Source organism: Nitrosomonas limosa, assembly GCF_054188085.1.
The window spans coordinates 1,170,636-1,185,766 of the sequence record NZ_CM135180.1 but is presented as its reverse complement, the minus strand read 5'-3'; the positions used below and the strand labels follow the sequence as shown (position 1 = coordinate 1,185,766).

Genomic DNA, 15,131 nt, shown 5'->3' with positions numbered 1-15,131 from the left:
TTGTTTATTTTCTTAACTGACCGTCACCCAGCACGATGAATTTTTGACTGGTCAGGCCTTCGAGACCCACCGGTCCCCGCGCATGAATTTTATCAGTGGAAATACCGATTTCGGCACCCAAGCCATATTCAAAACCGTCCGCGAAGCGGGTGGTGGTGTTGACCATCACCGAACTGGAATCCACTTCTCGGAGAAAGCGGCGGGCTCTGGTATAGTTTTCGGTGACGATGGCATCGGTATGTTGCGAACCGTATCGAGTAATGTGATCAATTGCTTGATCCAGATTTTCTACGATTCGGATACTCAGAATCGGTCCCAGGTATTCCTCGTACCAATCGGCTTCGGTGGCTGCTTTCATTTGCGGAATAATGCGGCAAGCTGTTTCGTCACCGCGTAATTCAACGCCTTTATCGAAGTAGATTTTACTGAGCGGCGGCAGAATTTCAGGTGCCATGCCGGCGTGAATCAGCAATGTTTCCATGGTATTGCAGGTACCGTAGCGTTGCGTTTTGGCGTGATCGGCGATTTTGATCGCTTTGTCGAAATCTGCCTGATCGTCAATATAGACATGACAAACGCCATCCAAGTGCTTGATGACCGGGATCCGCGCTTCGTTGGCGATGCGTTCGATCAAGCTCTTGCCGCCGCGTGGCACAATCACATCGACAAATTCCTTCATCGTGATCAATTCCCCGACTGCTGCCCGATCGGTAGTTTCGATCACCTGGACGGCGGTTTCCGGCAATCCGGCAAACCGTAGTCCCTCTTTGACACACGCTGCGATTGCCTGATTACTGTGAATCGCTTCCGATCCGCCGCGTAAAATCGCTGCATTACCGGCTTTTAAACATAACCCTGCAGCGTCGGCGGTTACATTCGGACGAGCCTCGTAAATAATGCCGATCACCCCCAACGGAACGCGCATTTTTCCAACCTGAATTCCGGAGGGGCGGTAATTTAATCCGCTAATTTCACCGACCGGATCTGCCAGAGCGGCGATTTGTTGCAATCCTTCTGCCATCGTTTCGATGCTTTTGGATGACAGAGTTAACCGATCGATCATCGAAGCTTCCAAACCTTTGGCGCGTGCATTTTCCAGATCCTTTGCATTCGCAGCAATCAAAACCGGTTCATCGCGCCGGATGGCGTTAGCCATCGCTGTTAAAGCTTGATTCTTTGCCGCTGTTTCGGCTTTTGCGACCAGGCGTGACGCTGCGCGTGCATTCTGGCCGACAGCTTGCATATAACTTTTGATATCAGAAGTATCCATGGGGGTGACTCAATAAGGAGTAATTGCAGTTTGGTTAAATGCGAGTTAATCCAAGATTATAGTACAAGTTACAGACTTTATTGCATACCGCGATATGCTTGTATAAGTGCTTCCCCAGGATCGAATTGCATTGTGATTATTAGAAGTTGATCGGATGGTGTGCGATTCGAAAAACACCAAAGATTGTTCTGTTTCAGAAATTTTTTAATTCTGAGAATAGCAGCGTAAATTGCTGTTAATTCATGGAAATGAGTGCGTATTTTTGCCAATAGCTGCTTGTAAATCCGGAAATGGCCGGTAAAAAGAGCGTTATTCTGAATTATCAAAATTAATACCGACCTTATTATTCGGCAGGGCAAAAATTAATCCACTCTATCTCAGCGAGGAAAAAATGAGTTATCAATTTTTCAATCTAAATCGAATTGCGATCTTGCTTGGCGGAATATTGACATTTTTAGTGCCGGTAGTTGTCAATGCCGGCTGGTCGATCGTAGATTTAAGAATGCATGGCGGAACCTACAGTGTGGCTCGCGCGGTTAACGATGCCGGACAAGTGGTGGGTAATGGTAATGGCTCCGATCGCGCATTTATTACCGGTCCGGACGGTGTTGGAATAAGCTACTTGGATACTTTGGGCGGGGCTCGAAGCTTTGCGCTGGATATCAATAATTCCGGGCAAGTCGTGGGGTACTCGATGACTGCTGACGGGCAGCTTCATGCTTATATTACTGACGTAAACGGGATGGGAATGACGGATCTGGGGACGCTCGGAGGGGATTATAGTATCGCATATGGTATCAACGACTTGGGGCAGGTAGTCGGTGTATCTTCGACAGCAGGGAATGCCGCCTATCATGCGTTCATTACCGGCCCTGGCGGCGTGGGGATGACCGACTTGGGTACCTTGGGGGGAGATTACAGTATTGCCTACAGTATTAACAACTCAGGGGAGGTGGCAGGTGCTTCCACGATTGCGGATGGTTTGACCCAGCATGCCTTTGTCACGGGTGCGGGCGGGACGGGCATGATCGATTTGGATACACTCAGCGGATCGACTCACAGCATTGCCTGGGATATTAATAACTCGGGAAAGATTGTGGGATTTTCCGGGCTTTACGACGACTTCTTCGGCTATTCTTCGGTGAAAGCCTTTATTACGGATACTACCGGCTCCAGTATGGACGGTTTGAACATCGCGCTGGATAGCCGCGCCGATGCCATCAACGATCTGGGGCAAGTGGTCGGCGGATTGAATCATTACTGTGACGATTGCACGCGAAGTTCATTTCTCTACAGTGATGGGACAGTGACCGATCTTTCATTACTGGAGCCGGTTGTCGCGGCTGGGTGGAGTGAATTGACCGCCGTTGGCATTAACAATCGCGGGCAAATCGTCGGCTGGGGGGAATTGGCCGGATCGCCCGGGGGCGGTTCCAGGGCATTTTTGTTATCCCCGGTTGTTGCCGTACCGGAACCCGGGGCTTACTTGATGTTACTGGCCGGATTGGGGCTGTTAGGTATTGCCTGGCGGCGAGAGGAGAAGAAACAATGATCCTGCCAACGATGATCGCAGCATAATCGCTTTGCAACAAAATTACTCAGTGGGCTGCGGTTGTCAACGACGGCTTGGCTCATTTGGGGGTGAAATTTCCTGGAAATTACGGATTCCTGTTGCCGCTCATTTCATCACCGGCTTTAGCTAGCGCATGAATACCCGCATTGAAAGTTCTGACTTCGGAACGGTCTAGAAGCACGCAAGGTTTTTGTGTGTGCTTGCAAAAGCGTTTGACCATCAAGAATGCTTCGTGATTGACGCAATCGACCGGGCATATGATCATATCGGTCATTTCCAGCAATAGCGGCAAGCGATCCAGTGAATCATCGGCGTCGCCGTGAAATGCCAGAAAACAACCGCCGCAGTTTGCAACTAACCGCTCGTAATCCGCATACAGCGTGAGGCGCCCACCGACACAGAGTATGGACCGGTTTTTCAAATAAGCGGCGTCGCGATGTGAATGCTGCGGACTGTCTGGGTTAGCAGGATTCGCTGTTTCACTGTGCGAGGTGGCTTTGACCAGCGGCGCCCAGCCGGTAACAGCCGAAGTTTTATTAAAAGTTAGTTCGGCATTGATTCTGGTTGCAAATATCCGGCAGATACGATTGCGCCAGCGTTTTAACATCGCTAATAGCTTTAGCACATTTTCGCTGCGATGGGACAGAAAGCTGTCTGCATTCGTTGAAGCGGAAGTATGACAATTTGGAATGACGCACAAGGATGCAGCCATAAGCGGTTTCTTGATGAGTTTCATGTCCGAGTCTCCTGCAAATCATCAGCAACTAAAAAAAACGGCTGGCTGACCCGGGAGAAGGGCTGGCTGGCTAAATAAGCCGCTGGATAAGGAAGAGAAACTCCAGCGGCGATGGCAAAACAAATTACATCTGGCTTTGCAGCCAATTGTGGATGCCGACTTTTTCCATGACATTCAATTGGGTTTCCAGCCAATCGATATGTTCTTCAGTATCTTCTAGAATCTGTTCGAATATCTCCCGCGACACGAAGTCTTGCACGGATTCACAAGCGGCGATTGCGGCGAGCAATGTATCCCGCGAGATATATTCGAGCTTCAGGTCGCATGCGACACATTCTTCCGCGGTTTCTCCGATCATCAGCTTGCCCAGATCCTGCAGATTGGGAAGGCCTTCCAACAGAAGGATTCTTTCGATCAAACTGTCCGCATGTTTCATTTCCTCGCAGGATTCTTTAAATTCATGGTCTCCAAGGCTGTTGAATCCCCAGTTCTTATACATGCGCGCGTGGAGGAAATATTGATTAATGGCAGTTAATTCATGTTGCAGTTGCAGATTTAACCAGCGGATAATTTCTACGTTACCTTTCATTTTTATCTCCTCAGACAAGTCTTTTGCACATCTACGGCAGTATCGGAAAGATATCGCACTGGTACTGTATTATCTGCATTCTCAATTCAATTGCTTGTATTGTGCCGATCAGCATACCTTGCATGAGTCCTTATCATGCATCCGTAAATCAGGTTTTAGCTGGCTTTACGAAGTACGATACCGCTAACAACTTACAAGCATAAATATACAGGATATGCGCTTTTTATCCACTATTTGTTCAGAATCAGCTTGCCATTTCGCGTACGGCGCAATGCATATTGTTCACCTTTGTGCAGGATGATCACGACGTCGCCATGTCTGAACAAGGCATCGCTATCGATGAGTTTGTTGATTTCCGCTATTCCGGATTGCGGTAAGTTTCTTGCGCTGACTGGTTGAGAACTTAAAATATTCATGATGTGTTTTTCCGAATCAAATGAGAATGATTCTCATTATATTCATTTTCAAATAAAGTGCAAGCTCTTCTTGTGATGTTGCCGGATTAATATTAAGGAAATACTGATTAATTGACTATACGAGCGAATCACTTCGTTGCGCGGTACTCGCTCCCTTGCCTATCTTGTTGATATGTCTCGGTTGCTGTGTTCCGTGCGCCTCGTGCTTCATCTCGTTCGCCGAATTAATCAGCGTTTCCTTAATTTTAAGAAAAAACTGGGTTCTGATTTATCATAGCTTTAAACAGATGGTGGATCTTTAACCGGATCGATCGGTTAAAACGATCATCTATCAGGGTTTCCGATCCAGACGCTCCATCAAATAGCATAAACAATCCTGGCGGATGATGCGGGTATCGCGCGTCAGCATCGCAGGCATTACTAACTGCCGTGTCAATAAATTGCCGTCACGGTTTTCGAAGTAATGCTCGCTCATGTCGCAACCCAGGCCATTGCGCACGTGTAAAGGCTGGGCGCATCCGGGCGCCACCACTGCCAGATGCGTGCCGGGATCGAGCAAACGGAAATTGTAATAATCAATATTTTCAATCAAGCATAAATCCGTTCCCGGATCGCCGATGCTCAGGCTGACTGTTTCGGGAACCGTGACAACCGCGACCGATTGAAACAATTCCAGATCCTGGCTGGCCACGGGATGCGCCGGGAACGCAGATAAATGCAACGCGCCCTCGACAAAACAAGCCGCGTGTTCGATGCCGCCGATCCCGCCCGGTTTGCCGCATTCCACCGTAACTGCTGGGCAGAGCCTGGCAAATGCTTCGGATTGAACGCCTTTGGGGTGGGTGAAATACACGACGATGCGCGAAAACATCGTGGCCAAATGCAAAAAGGCATCGTCCAGGCGGTTGACGCAGGCGTAATGCGGATTCAAGCCGGTATTGTTATGAATGTCGATGCTGGCAAACACCTTGCGTTGCGCCATGATGTTGATGATTTGCCGCATCATGCGGTGTTCTTCGGTAACGACCGCACCATTTTCGAGCGACCAAACGCGATTGTAGTCCAACTGATTTTCTAAGCGGCGAACTCCCGCACGGGCGGCGGTAACGTTGCCGATATACAGCGACAGGGCGCGTGGCAGCAGCTGGTTTTGATATTTCTTCAAAACCAGCTGCAGGGATTTCAAACCGGTGTCTTCGTTGCCGTGCAGCAGGATCGATACAAACAACGGTGCTTCGCGCCTGCCGGGCAGGTGAATCAGGGTAGGGCCTGGCAATACCGTATGTAATCCGGTCGCTTCCACCTGCAACAGTCCATCCGGCAAGTAATCTAATTCCGTCAGCATGTTTACAATGCCCATTCATGCACCGGCGCGCCGCTTCGTTGCCGTTCCAGATAAGTGGCAACCAAATGCAAGCTGTCTGCCTGGTATTTCTCGCGATATGCGCGCTGCCATGCAGCGCCGGTTTGACCGCTTTTAATGCGGGATTCCAGAATGCCAAGATTGCGATCGATGTCGGTCTTGTCGATACCAAGCGCTACCAGCCCTTGGCGCGCCATCGGCAGAATGTCCTCGAGTAATAGAATGCGCGCTTCGCTGGTGCAGCCATCCAGCCAGGCTAGTTCGGCCTGAAGCCCATGGCGTGCGGCGACATAAAAATTATCACGGGCCAGGTTAAAACTGAAAGCAGCTTCCGGCGCCTCGCGCATGGTGGCAAGATAATGCGTCAGACCAAAAGACAAGGCGGCATTGGCGATCATATCGGCAATCGTAGGACCGGCAGGTAGCACGCGCTGCTCGATGCGCAAATGCGGCGTGCCGTCGGGGTCAAAACCGATCAGCGGCCGAACCCAGCGCCAAATCGTGCCATTGTGCAATCGGAGGTGTGCAAACTGCTGTGGCGCGCTGTCCATTAAAATAGGCAACAATACATCATGATGTGCAAGATTTTCTGCAAAACATTCGAACAGGGAATCGCGTACATAACCACAGCCAAAACTGACGCGGTGGTTCCCAAGTTGGGATTGGTCGTTAATTTCAACCGATTGTTCAAACAGCGGAATGCGTGTTTCATCCCAGAGATCGGTATCGAATAACAACGGCGAATTGCCTGACGCTGCCATCAATGGTCCGGCTGCGATGATGGATGCGTTAAAATAGCGCACGGCATTATGCTGCGCGCTCTGCAAATGCACTTGGAACGATGTGGTAGCAGCTTCCAGCATCACGTCCGGATGAGCGATATCGAGACGCTCGCGCCCATCGATGCAGACATGCAAGGGACGTCCGCAACGGCGCTTGAACACTTGTTCGTTCAGCGCGCGGTAACGTTTGAGTTCTGACATATTCGCCAGACATAAATCGGATTGCCGCACAGTCGGCAAAATGCCGATCATCATCAGCACGCTATCCATCTGATGTGCAACTTCCTGGCATTCGTGCCAATTCTGACCGAGCTCGGATGCCATGGCTGACAGTGCGTTACCTTTCAGTGGCACCGGTGCGCCGTTGAGCTCGACATTAAAACGTGACAGTTCGTGCACCACCAGAGGATTGTTGAGACGCGTCAGGAAGGCTTGATTGATCGGTGATGGAAAATAATTGTGATCCACCAGCCAGGATTCAAGCTCATAGCCACCGATTTCACCGATCGTTGAAAAAATACCTTGTGAAAGCTGTTCCTCTAGTAATTCAATTTCCCGGAATAGACGACGCCGATATTCCCCGAAAATTTGATCATCGAATTGCGTCTGGTTGATTTCCTGACCCATCGCAAGTGCTCGGAACCATCATGCAGGCTCGCTGGCAGCGATGCCCTTGTGGAAGGTGGCATAGACGTACACCGGGACTTGCAGATCGCCTAAATGCTTAGCGATCAGGGGACTGACTTCCTCCCAGCTCAATCCGCCGACCCCGGTAGCGAGGCGAGGTAGCGCGAGGCTGTGAAATTTTTCTGCCTCCATTAACCGGCGCAATTCCCGCAACGCGTGATTCACATGCTCGACAGTTGCTTTCCCCGGCTTGGAAGCATGATCAGGCGCGGCATCTTGCGTAAACAAATTGATGATACGCGCTCCTTCAGCGCCGCCCCATACCCAGGCACTGCCGGTTTTCGGGTGTGTGGTTTGGCAGAAATGCCGGAAATCCTTATACATCGCCGGCCATTGCTCCCTCAAGCTCAACGCCAAGCCGGAAGAAAATGGATCATTCGGCGCAACGCCGTGTGCAATGGCATGTGCCTTGGAAAGAAGAATATCGCCGCTAACCTGATGGATCATTTGGTTTAGGAATAAAAGTTGAAAAAAGCTCGCTGACCTCATTCCGACTGTACAGAAAGATGCAGGAAGCGTCAATCGCAAGGGAGCACTGATTATAAGGATTGGCACCAACGAGCTTTAATGGCAATCCGGCAGTGTCAAATCCAGCATAACACGATAGTGAAGCGGTTTGCTCTCGTCAGAGTTGACGATGATGATCAATGCCTTACAAAAGGTAACTTGATCCGCCAGTTGTTTTTCCTTCAGTTGATCACGGAAACTTCGCGCCGGTTCTCCATACAGATGACCGACCGTTTGCTGGTGAATCTCCACCCGGATAATATCGGTGTCAAAGGGGTTGCTCAGATCCGGAATCAATTGTGCTGTAAAAATGAGTGATTGCGCCGACGGTGACTGATCAGAAGCAGCAGTATTTTCCTGCACTAGTTGCTGTATCGTTTTTTGATACGGTTCCGCATGGATGGCGCAACTGAATTGCCCCAAATCCGGCCAATGATAGGTGTTCTCGATCGAGTGGTTATGTTTTGTTGATTTTGCGCTTGATGGCGTTTGAATATCGGCGATGGCAATTTTGTCACGCTTGATATAGAAAATAATCGCAGTAACCAGCGTAACGGGAAGGATAAGCGATTTGTCGATCCCGGCACCCACGATCAATCCGATAAAAAAGGATAAAATCAGGAGCGACAAAAGGCTGATTTCCGGCTTTTTGTCGCCCTCGGGATTGCGATCAGAAGGCGGCTGATGGGTCATCCGCTTATGGCTGCAGTGCTTGTTCGATAGCGGTTATAACACCCGGATCGAGAGGCTGGGTGTGCGGACTGAAATGAGTAATCAGCTGGCCATCGCGTCCAATCAGATATTTCTGGAAATTCCAGGTTGGATAAGTGCCCGACAACTCAGCCAGTTTCACATAGAAAGGATGCGCATGCTCTTTTTTTACCAAGGTTTTTTCAAACATCGGGAATTTTACATCGTAGGTGAGATGACAAAAATCGCGAATTTGCTCTTCCGTACCAGGTTCCTGGCCCATGAAATCATTCGACGGAAAACCGAGCACTACCAATCCTTGTTGCCGGTATTTTTCGTAGAGCTGTTCCAATCCTTCATACTGGGGAGTGTAGCCGCATTTACTGGCGGTATTGACGATGAGTAATACTTTGCCGGCATAGGCTTCGCATAAATTCACCGATTCCGTTCCCGCAAGTTTGCGGAAATTTTGATCGAGCAGCGAGCTTTTGCAGGCGGCATAAGCTGGGTTGAAGGTAAACATCATGATTAGTAAGAACAAAATACGCATGATTGACTCCTTAATTATTCTTTGGATGAATTTACAAAAATAGCTTCGAATGCACCAACTGGCGAACGCGCTGTTTGCCTATTTTATCGTATTATCGGACTGATCTCAGTATCGAGAAAACGCGCGAAATCAGACTATCGAATGCTGTATATTTGATGAGTTATTTGAGCGTTGCTATGAAACGTAGAAAGAGTATGAAGGCAAGTGGCGTGTCATTAAAACTTATAACTCTTGCAACAAGAAAATAATTTTCAAATTTGTTTGTTGAATGGGTGCAAGTCACCCCGGTGGTCTTACCGTATCAATTTGAAGTAGTTGGACCATGGATTTTTACATCGACCGGGATCGTGACGATTGTATTTGATTATATTTTATGGGAGGGGAATGTGTTTTTAACGACAGATGATCGCAAAATCAGCATTATTGGTGCTTTATTATTGTTGGGATTGACACTGACCACCGGGATTACAGTTTATAACGCAATGCGGCAGCAAATTGAAACGGTTCTGGGCAGGGGATTAACCGGAGCATTGGATGGTAAGGCGCTGCTATTTGAAACGAGAATAGAAAAAGGCGTTGAAGATACCCGCGCACTATCTTTGCGGCCATTTATCGTTCAATTTATGGTGGAATTAAATGAAAATCTTGAGAATGAGACGGCGCGCAATAATCTTACCCGTAATGTCAATTCCCTTACCCAGATAGGCTTTAGCGCTGTAGTAATCTATGACCGCAATAATAATGTGTTATCTCAAGTCGGAACCTTCAGCTCCTACGAAAATCCTGTGATCCCTTTGGATGCGGAAGGCAATGTGAAGCTTATTTGGGATAATTCTTTCGTGTTGCAAACAACAGTCGATGTTTTTAATCAAGGTCACAAGATTGGGAGAATCTCATCCGAGATGAAATTGCCGAATCTGACCAGAAGTTTCATGGAAATTAAATCGGCTGGCAGCAGCGCGGAATTATTGATTTGCGCAAAATTACCGCAGAATTACCGGACGCTTGCCTGCCTTATCAGAGATTCGAGCACGGTGCGTTTTACCCACATCAGCACGAATATGGACAGAGATCATATTTCTCCAAAAGAGATGGCGCTCTCGGGTAGAAGCGGCGTGGCATCGGCGCTTGACTATCGTAATGTGCCAGTGATCGAAGCGTTTACGTCATTACCGACACTGGGAATATTAATGACTCTGAAGTTGAATCAGGAAGAATTGTTTTTGCCAGTTAACGATAAATTGAAAGATATTATTCTTTATCTGGTGGCCATGATTTCCGCTGAGATCCTGCTGTTGAATTGGTTCATCAGGAAGCTGATTAACTCGGAGAAACAAGCAAGGCAGGCAAAAATTAAAGCTGAAGAATATTCCACTGAGTTAACTAAAAAGGAAAAAGAGCTGCGTGAAAGATTAAAGGAAATGACGTGTCTTTATGAGATACGGCGCGCCATGGAATTGGAAGTGTCGATCGATGGCGTCTGTCAGAAAATCCTGAAGTATTTGAATGCGGCTTTGCAATCCCCCGATACCAGCGCAAGCGAGATTGTGATTAATGATAAACGTTATGTTTCTGAAGATTATAATAAAAAGCGGCTGATTGAAGCGGATTCTTCCAATATTATAGAAATTTTTAAACCGGCCAGGCAATCCGAAAGAAGAGCGATATTCAATGCGTTTATTCAATCCGATATCTTCATTGATCATGAAAATAAGGGCTATATCCGGATTTACTATGAACGGGATGTACTGGATTCTCGCGTTGAAGAACAGAAACTCATCGATGCGATCGCAAGCGATTTGGAAAGCTGGATTGAATTCAGGAAATTGGAAGAGGCTTTGGTATCAGTGGCCGAAGGCCAAGTGCATAAAATCGGGCAGGAGTTACATGACAATATCGGTCAGCAGATCGCCGCAGTTGCATTTCAGGCTGGCGCATTGGAATTGCAAGTCAGCGATACCCAGGTTCCGCGTGCTCAGTTGACCGAATTAGCGGCCTCGATCGTACAGCAAACGCAAAGCCTCGTGGTCAATATTAAACAGCTTTCAAAGGTTTTATTACCGTTCGAACTGGAAGCTAACGGATTGATTACCGCGCTGCAGACACTCGCAACCGGCGTCAGCGCAACTTATAATGTTGAATGCCGGTTTGAAAGTAATCTTGGCGAGGAAGATCTGGGCAGCGTGATTGCGCTCAATCTGTATAGAGTGGCTCAGGAAGCGATTAACAATGCGATAACGCATGGCAAAGCGGAGCATGTTTTAATTTCTTTAATGGCCAATGAAGCCGAAAAAAAATTGATCCATCTCATGATTCGTGATGATGGTTACGGATTTGATGAATCGCACATCAAGAACAATTTCTTCTCAGGTATGGGGATAAAAATCATGCATTACCGCGCAAAACAATTGAACGGGAAATTGACCATCCTTAAACGCAACGAGAGTGGCATCGAAGTGCATTTTATCGTTCCGCTGGATCAGGCTGAAAATGCATAAATCGAAAGTGATGATCGTAGACGATCACGCCATGATCAGGCACGGCATGGCGATGCTGATTAACATGGAAGCTGATATGGAGGTTTCTTGTGAAGCCGGAGATGGACCGGAGGCGATCGAAATTCTCCAGAAGAACGCTCCGATCGATATTTTGCTACTGGATGTTTCGCTCAAGACGGTATCCGGGCTTGAGATCATTAAAACAATCCGGTCGATGTATCCGCTATTGCCGGTATTATTCATCTCCATGCACGATGAATCCGTGTATGCCGAGCGGGCTTTAAGGTCTGGTGCGCGTGGGTATGTGATGAAACAGGAACCGAGAAATATATTGATTGCTGCAATCCGGGAAGTACTGAAGGGCAATATCTATATTAGTAAGAGTATTCAGGAAAATGTATTGAAGCGCATTGCAACAAGAGGTTATGAGCAAGAAGCGACTGTAAGCGCGCTGACTCCCAGCGAATTTGAGATTTTTCATTTGATCGGGTTGGGCTATAACACCCATGAAATATCAAACCTGCTATCTCGCAGTATCAAAACCATAGAAACCCATCGTTTTAATATCCGTACAAAACTCAAACTGAAAGATACAGGGGAGCTGATACGCTACGCTACCAAATGGTTTACTGATCAGAAATAAAGAAAAAAACCTAACTAGCAGGAAGGGGTTCACGGAATGTGGAGAATTCTGCTAGTTAGGGGCGTTAGCCATAAAGGAGCTAGTAAAGAAAAAAACAATTCAAGAGTCGGCGCTCTTGTGTTGAAAACCGGCTAGTATGCGGTTACCCGCTACTGGCCGGTTTTTTTATGACTTATTTGTCACATTCTACTTGCCGGATTTTAATTGGAACGGCAAGAGACGATGAGGGGATTTGGATGGATAGACAAGAGACAAAAGCAAGTAAATGATAAACAAAGCGATCCCTACCCACACATCGTCACTCAATGCAATACTGCCGCTAAATTGCGGACTCTTTGTATTGATATACAACGCTAGGAAGGTTATTAGCATTGACATCATAGAAAAAATAAAAACTTTGGTTGTTGTCATATTATTACCTCCTGTAAAAATTATCTGATCAATTGATTCTTACCAACATGATGGAGCAATCGACTTTCTTCACCAGTTCTTCTGCTACGGAGCCGGAGAAGAATCGATCAAGTCCCTTACGGTTTGAAGTGCCGACGACGAGCAGATCGGCTTTCCATTCCGTGGCTGATTCGGCGATGGCTAAGCTGATGCCATTCAGGCCATATTGCTCATCTGCGACAAGAAGTTTTGTTTCGACGGTTATGCCATTGATACTGGCTTTTGCATTCTCCAATACGCCACGGCCTGCTTCCTGGCCGGATGAGTCATCGTTACTGATGCAATGTGCAATGCATAAGGTGCTATTAAAAATCTGGGCCATCTTGGTGGCGACTGCCAGTGCTTGCTTGGAGAATTCGCTTTCATCGACTGCGATATAAATTTTTTTGTACATGATTAATGTATCTATTAATTGGTATTTATCTTCTTAGCAGCAGCAACTCGACTGGTTGCTGCTGCTGGCTCACTACTTAGTACTCACTGCTTAATTCAAGTTAGAGTTGTTATCGCTGTTTCTGAGATTGTTGAGATATCGCTTGACTACATCCTTTCCAGGCATTTGGTCATGATTGGTGTACACCAGATAATGGATCGCACCGTGAATAACCATTGCAACCAGCAGTCCCTCGAAAATGCCTACCTTGAATACCAGCCCCGCTGTTACAACTGCCAGAATCAATGCATAGGTTCCGTAGTGGGTAACGTGCACCAGTCCGGCAATCATTTTGTATCCTGTGAAGAGCATGATTGCGGCTAATGCAAATTTCGGTAGAAAATCAAGATACTGCACATTAAACATAAAGAAGCACACCACTGCGCCAATGACTAATACCGAGAATTTCGTCATTGCACCCGCCAGTTTGTTGGTCGTGCTTTTTGCGAGTCCATCCAGGTTGGTCATACCATGGAAGAAACTGGACCCGAGATTGGCAACCCAGATGGCCAGCAAGCTATTGTTGCTGCTAGTTTTGCGTTTCAGTGGATCGATTTTTTCAATCGCGGCATTGCTCATGACTTGCTCAATCACGTCGACAATCGCCAGCATGGCGCAAAAGAGGATCATGTAAACGAGCATCATGACCGTGACATCTTCTGACGGTAAAGGTAATTTGAAATGAAGATCGACATCCTCAACATGGATCATCGGAACACTGACGAATTGCGCCAGAATGACTCCTCCTAGAATGAGGGCGAAATAGGGAACTGCCGGTTGCTTGTCTTTAAATTTGGAAAAGAGATAGAGGAAAAGCGCAACTCCTGCAGCTGAGATTGCTATCATTTGTATGCGTGCTTCGTTCAAGAAAGTCTCGGTAACCATTTCTTCCGGAATTTCGTAGGTAAATTCAAAGAATTTCATGAAAATCTTTAAACCTACGCCCGCGAGCAAGCCTTCCACCAGATATACCGGCACCGCCACCAGCAGATAGCGCTGCCAGTTGAATTTCCATATGATCGCCTGCATGACTGCAGTCATGAAAATGCAAAATGCCATGTTTTCCCAGCCGAAAGAAGCGACGCCAAGCGCCAATACGGGGGCTAACCCAGCGGCAATTCCCGGTGATCCAATGAAATTACCCGGTCTGAACCAGGCAAATAACCAGCCAATCAATGAAGCAAAGGCCACGGTCGCGAGACCTACTTTGATTGGATAGTCGGACATAATTGCGATCCCGATAGATAACGGAATAGCCATTGCACCGGTAATTAAACCGGCGGCAGTATCACGGAAAAAATATTGCGCTTGGAAAGCTGCCGATCCGTACTGCTTCATGTCGATTTCTTTAAGATTCTGTTTTTTTCCTGTTAACTCATTGTCTATATGCGTTGCCATAGTTTCATTTCCTATAAAGTATTCTGCTAGGAGCCACGTTAAATCCGAACAAATTTAACCCTTGTATGCTTTTCTTCAGGAGCTTTATCTATCAAGTGATTTCTTTTTGTTCAATGAAATCAATCGGTAAATAAAATTCTAAAGTTTGAGAATCATGCTAGTGCAAGACGAGGAAATAGTAGCGCTGTGTGTGAGCCGCTGTATATTGGGGAAAGTATTAATATAGATAGGGGTATTGCTTAGGCAATACTCAACTTTTACTTAGGTTATCTAAGTGATTGTATTAGATTCGGTGAGGGCTGAAGCGGATAAAAAATGAAATTGTTGCAGGAAAACAAGCCCCTATTATTGTTTTCGGAAAACTCCGATTGGAATGAATGGTTAAATATTAAATTTGTTCGATTACTATTTTCTAAGTAATGCCTCCATAAAGCAGCTTTCCAAAATTTTGGAACGCTCATTTCTTGGAGGATTCTTCTTCCTTGTCGGAAGTTTTCTCCTCCTTAGACTTAGAGTTTACCGGCCCAATAAACAGAGTTTTGATGA

At 47.0% G+C, this 15,131-nt stretch carries 15 protein-coding genes; 3 read left to right on the top strand and 12 right to left on the bottom strand.

Annotation, left to right across the window (positions count from 1 at the left end; all coding sequences use genetic code 11):
* Nucleotides 1–4 precede the first annotated feature (4 nt).
* A complete protein-coding gene (locus tag ACV7NC_RS05335; RefSeq protein ID WP_458154467.1) occupies nt 5–1,270 on the bottom strand; it encodes a glutamate-5-semialdehyde dehydrogenase in 1,266 nt (421 codons plus the stop codon).
* A 391-nt stretch (nt 1,271–1,661) separates the two neighbouring features.
* On the opposite strand from ACV7NC_RS05335, the gene ACV7NC_RS05330 reads away from it, so the two are divergent.
* On the top strand, nt 1,662–2,822 hold the full coding sequence (locus ACV7NC_RS05330) for a DUF3466 family protein (RefSeq protein ID WP_458154466.1): 1,161 nt from the start codon (nt 1,662–1,664) through the stop codon (nt 2,820–2,822).
* 106 nt (nt 2,823–2,928) lie between these two features.
* Here ACV7NC_RS05330 and ACV7NC_RS05325 read toward each other — a convergent pair whose 3' ends face one another.
* The 8 genes from ACV7NC_RS05325 to ACV7NC_RS05290 all read right to left on the bottom strand — a co-directional run bounded on the left by ACV7NC_RS05325 (nt 2,929) and on the right by ACV7NC_RS05290 (nt 9,163).
* On the bottom strand, nt 2,929–3,579 hold the full coding sequence (locus tag ACV7NC_RS05325; protein ID WP_458154465.1) for a DUF2325 domain-containing protein: 651 nt from the start codon (nt 3,577–3,579) through the stop codon (nt 2,929–2,931).
* A gap of 124 nt (nt 3,580–3,703) precedes the next feature.
* A complete protein-coding gene (bfr, locus tag ACV7NC_RS05320) occupies nt 3,704–4,168 on the bottom strand; it encodes a bacterioferritin (protein ID WP_458154464.1) in 465 nt (154 codons plus the stop codon).
* A gap of 230 nt (nt 4,169–4,398) precedes the next feature.
* A complete protein-coding gene (gene hemP, locus ACV7NC_RS05315) occupies nt 4,399–4,584 on the bottom strand; it encodes a hemin uptake protein HemP (protein ID WP_458154463.1) in 186 nt (61 codons plus the stop codon).
* Between the two features lie 331 nt (nt 4,585–4,915).
* A complete protein-coding gene (locus tag ACV7NC_RS05310; RefSeq protein ID WP_458154462.1) occupies nt 4,916–5,929 on the bottom strand; it encodes a M14 family metallopeptidase in 1,014 nt (337 codons plus the stop codon).
* A gap of 2 nt (nt 5,930–5,931) precedes the next feature.
* Entirely contained in the window at nt 5,932–7,356 is a 1,425-nt protein-coding gene (locus ACV7NC_RS05305; protein WP_458154461.1) for a glutamate--cysteine ligase, read from the bottom strand.
* Nucleotides 7,357–7,374: 18 nt separating this feature from the next.
* Nucleotides 7,375–7,863, bottom strand: coding sequence for a macro domain-containing protein (locus tag ACV7NC_RS05300; protein ID WP_458154459.1), 489 nt, complete (start codon nt 7,861–7,863; stop codon nt 7,375–7,377).
* Between the two features lie 117 nt (nt 7,864–7,980).
* A complete protein-coding gene (locus ACV7NC_RS05295) occupies nt 7,981–8,616 on the bottom strand; it encodes a hypothetical protein (protein WP_458154458.1) in 636 nt (211 codons plus the stop codon).
* A 4-nt stretch (nt 8,617–8,620) separates the two neighbouring features.
* Nucleotides 8,621–9,163: a glutathione peroxidase gene (locus ACV7NC_RS05290; RefSeq protein ID WP_458154457.1), complete on the bottom strand. Its 543-nt coding sequence runs from the start codon at nt 9,161–9,163 to the stop codon at nt 8,621–8,623.
* Nucleotides 9,164–9,420: 257 nt separating this feature from the next.
* Between ACV7NC_RS05290 and ACV7NC_RS05285 the strand changes: the two genes are divergently transcribed.
* Together ACV7NC_RS05285 and ACV7NC_RS05280 are read left to right on the top strand one after the other, a co-directional pair.
* Nucleotides 9,421–11,661 (top strand): sensor histidine kinase, encoded by a 2,241-nt coding sequence (locus ACV7NC_RS05285; protein WP_458154456.1) that lies wholly within the window; start codon nt 9,421–9,423, stop codon nt 11,659–11,661.
* Complete coding sequence (locus ACV7NC_RS05280; protein WP_458154455.1) at nt 11,654–12,304, top strand: response regulator; 651 nt, start codon at nt 11,654–11,656, stop codon at nt 12,302–12,304. The genes ACV7NC_RS05285 and ACV7NC_RS05280 overlap by 8 nt, the downstream gene beginning before the upstream one ends.
* Before the next feature lie 186 nt (nt 12,305–12,490).
* On the opposite strand, the gene ACV7NC_RS05275 is transcribed toward ACV7NC_RS05280, so the two are convergent.
* The 3 genes from ACV7NC_RS05275 to ACV7NC_RS05265 all read right to left on the bottom strand — a co-directional run bounded on the left by ACV7NC_RS05275 (nt 12,491) and on the right by ACV7NC_RS05265 (nt 14,585).
* A complete protein-coding gene (locus ACV7NC_RS05275) occupies nt 12,491–12,715 on the bottom strand; it encodes a hypothetical protein (protein ID WP_292925132.1) in 225 nt (74 codons plus the stop codon).
* 28 nt (nt 12,716–12,743) lie between these two features.
* Complete coding sequence (locus ACV7NC_RS05270) at nt 12,744–13,148, bottom strand: universal stress protein (RefSeq protein WP_458154453.1); 405 nt, start codon at nt 13,146–13,148, stop codon at nt 12,744–12,746.
* A 90-nt stretch (nt 13,149–13,238) separates the two neighbouring features.
* Nucleotides 13,239–14,585 (bottom strand): SulP family inorganic anion transporter, encoded by a 1,347-nt coding sequence (locus tag ACV7NC_RS05265; RefSeq protein WP_458154452.1) that lies wholly within the window; start codon nt 14,583–14,585, stop codon nt 13,239–13,241.
* Between the last annotated feature and the right edge of the window lie 546 nt (nt 14,586–15,131).

Excerpts from the sequence above, each read along its gene's own strand:
- ACV7NC_RS05270 (WP_458154453.1), bottom strand. The coding sequence starts at position 13,148 with ATGTACAAAAAAATTTATATCGCAGTCGATGAAAGCGAATTCTCCAAG.
- ACV7NC_RS05330 (WP_458154466.1), top strand. The coding sequence starts at position 1,662 with ATGAGTTATCAATTTTTCAATCTAAATCGAATTGCGATCTTGCTTGGC.
- ACV7NC_RS05310 (WP_458154462.1), bottom strand. The coding sequence starts at position 5,929 with ATGCTGACGGAATTAGATTACTTGCCGGATGGACTGTTGCAGGTGGAA.
- bfr (WP_458154464.1), bottom strand. The coding sequence starts at position 4,168 with ATGAAAGGTAACGTAGAAATTATCCGCTGGTTAAATCTGCAACTGCAA.
- hemP (WP_458154463.1), bottom strand. The coding sequence starts at position 4,584 with ATGAATATTTTAAGTTCTCAACCAGTCAGCGCAAGAAACTTACCGCAA.
- ACV7NC_RS05290 (WP_458154457.1), bottom strand. The coding sequence starts at position 9,163 with ATGCGTATTTTGTTCTTACTAATCATGATGTTTACCTTCAACCCAGCT.
- ACV7NC_RS05295 (WP_458154458.1), bottom strand. The coding sequence starts at position 8,616 with ATGACCCATCAGCCGCCTTCTGATCGCAATCCCGAGGGCGACAAAAAG.
- ACV7NC_RS05265 (WP_458154452.1), bottom strand. The coding sequence starts at position 14,585 with ATGGCAACGCATATAGACAATGAGTTAACAGGAAAAAAACAGAATCTT.
- ACV7NC_RS05325 (WP_458154465.1), bottom strand. The coding sequence starts at position 3,579 with ATGAAACTCATCAAGAAACCGCTTATGGCTGCATCCTTGTGCGTCATT.
- ACV7NC_RS05305 (WP_458154461.1), bottom strand. The coding sequence starts at position 7,356 with ATGGGTCAGGAAATCAACCAGACGCAATTCGATGATCAAATTTTCGGG.
- ACV7NC_RS05300 (WP_458154459.1), bottom strand. The coding sequence starts at position 7,863 with ATGATCCATCAGGTTAGCGGCGATATTCTTCTTTCCAAGGCACATGCC.
- ACV7NC_RS05335 (WP_458154467.1), bottom strand. The coding sequence starts at position 1,270 with ATGGATACTTCTGATATCAAAAGTTATATGCAAGCTGTCGGCCAGAAT.
- ACV7NC_RS05275 (WP_292925132.1), bottom strand. The coding sequence starts at position 12,715 with ATGACAACAACCAAAGTTTTTATTTTTTCTATGATGTCAATGCTAATA.
- ACV7NC_RS05280 (WP_458154455.1), top strand. The coding sequence starts at position 11,654 with ATGCATAAATCGAAAGTGATGATCGTAGACGATCACGCCATGATCAGG.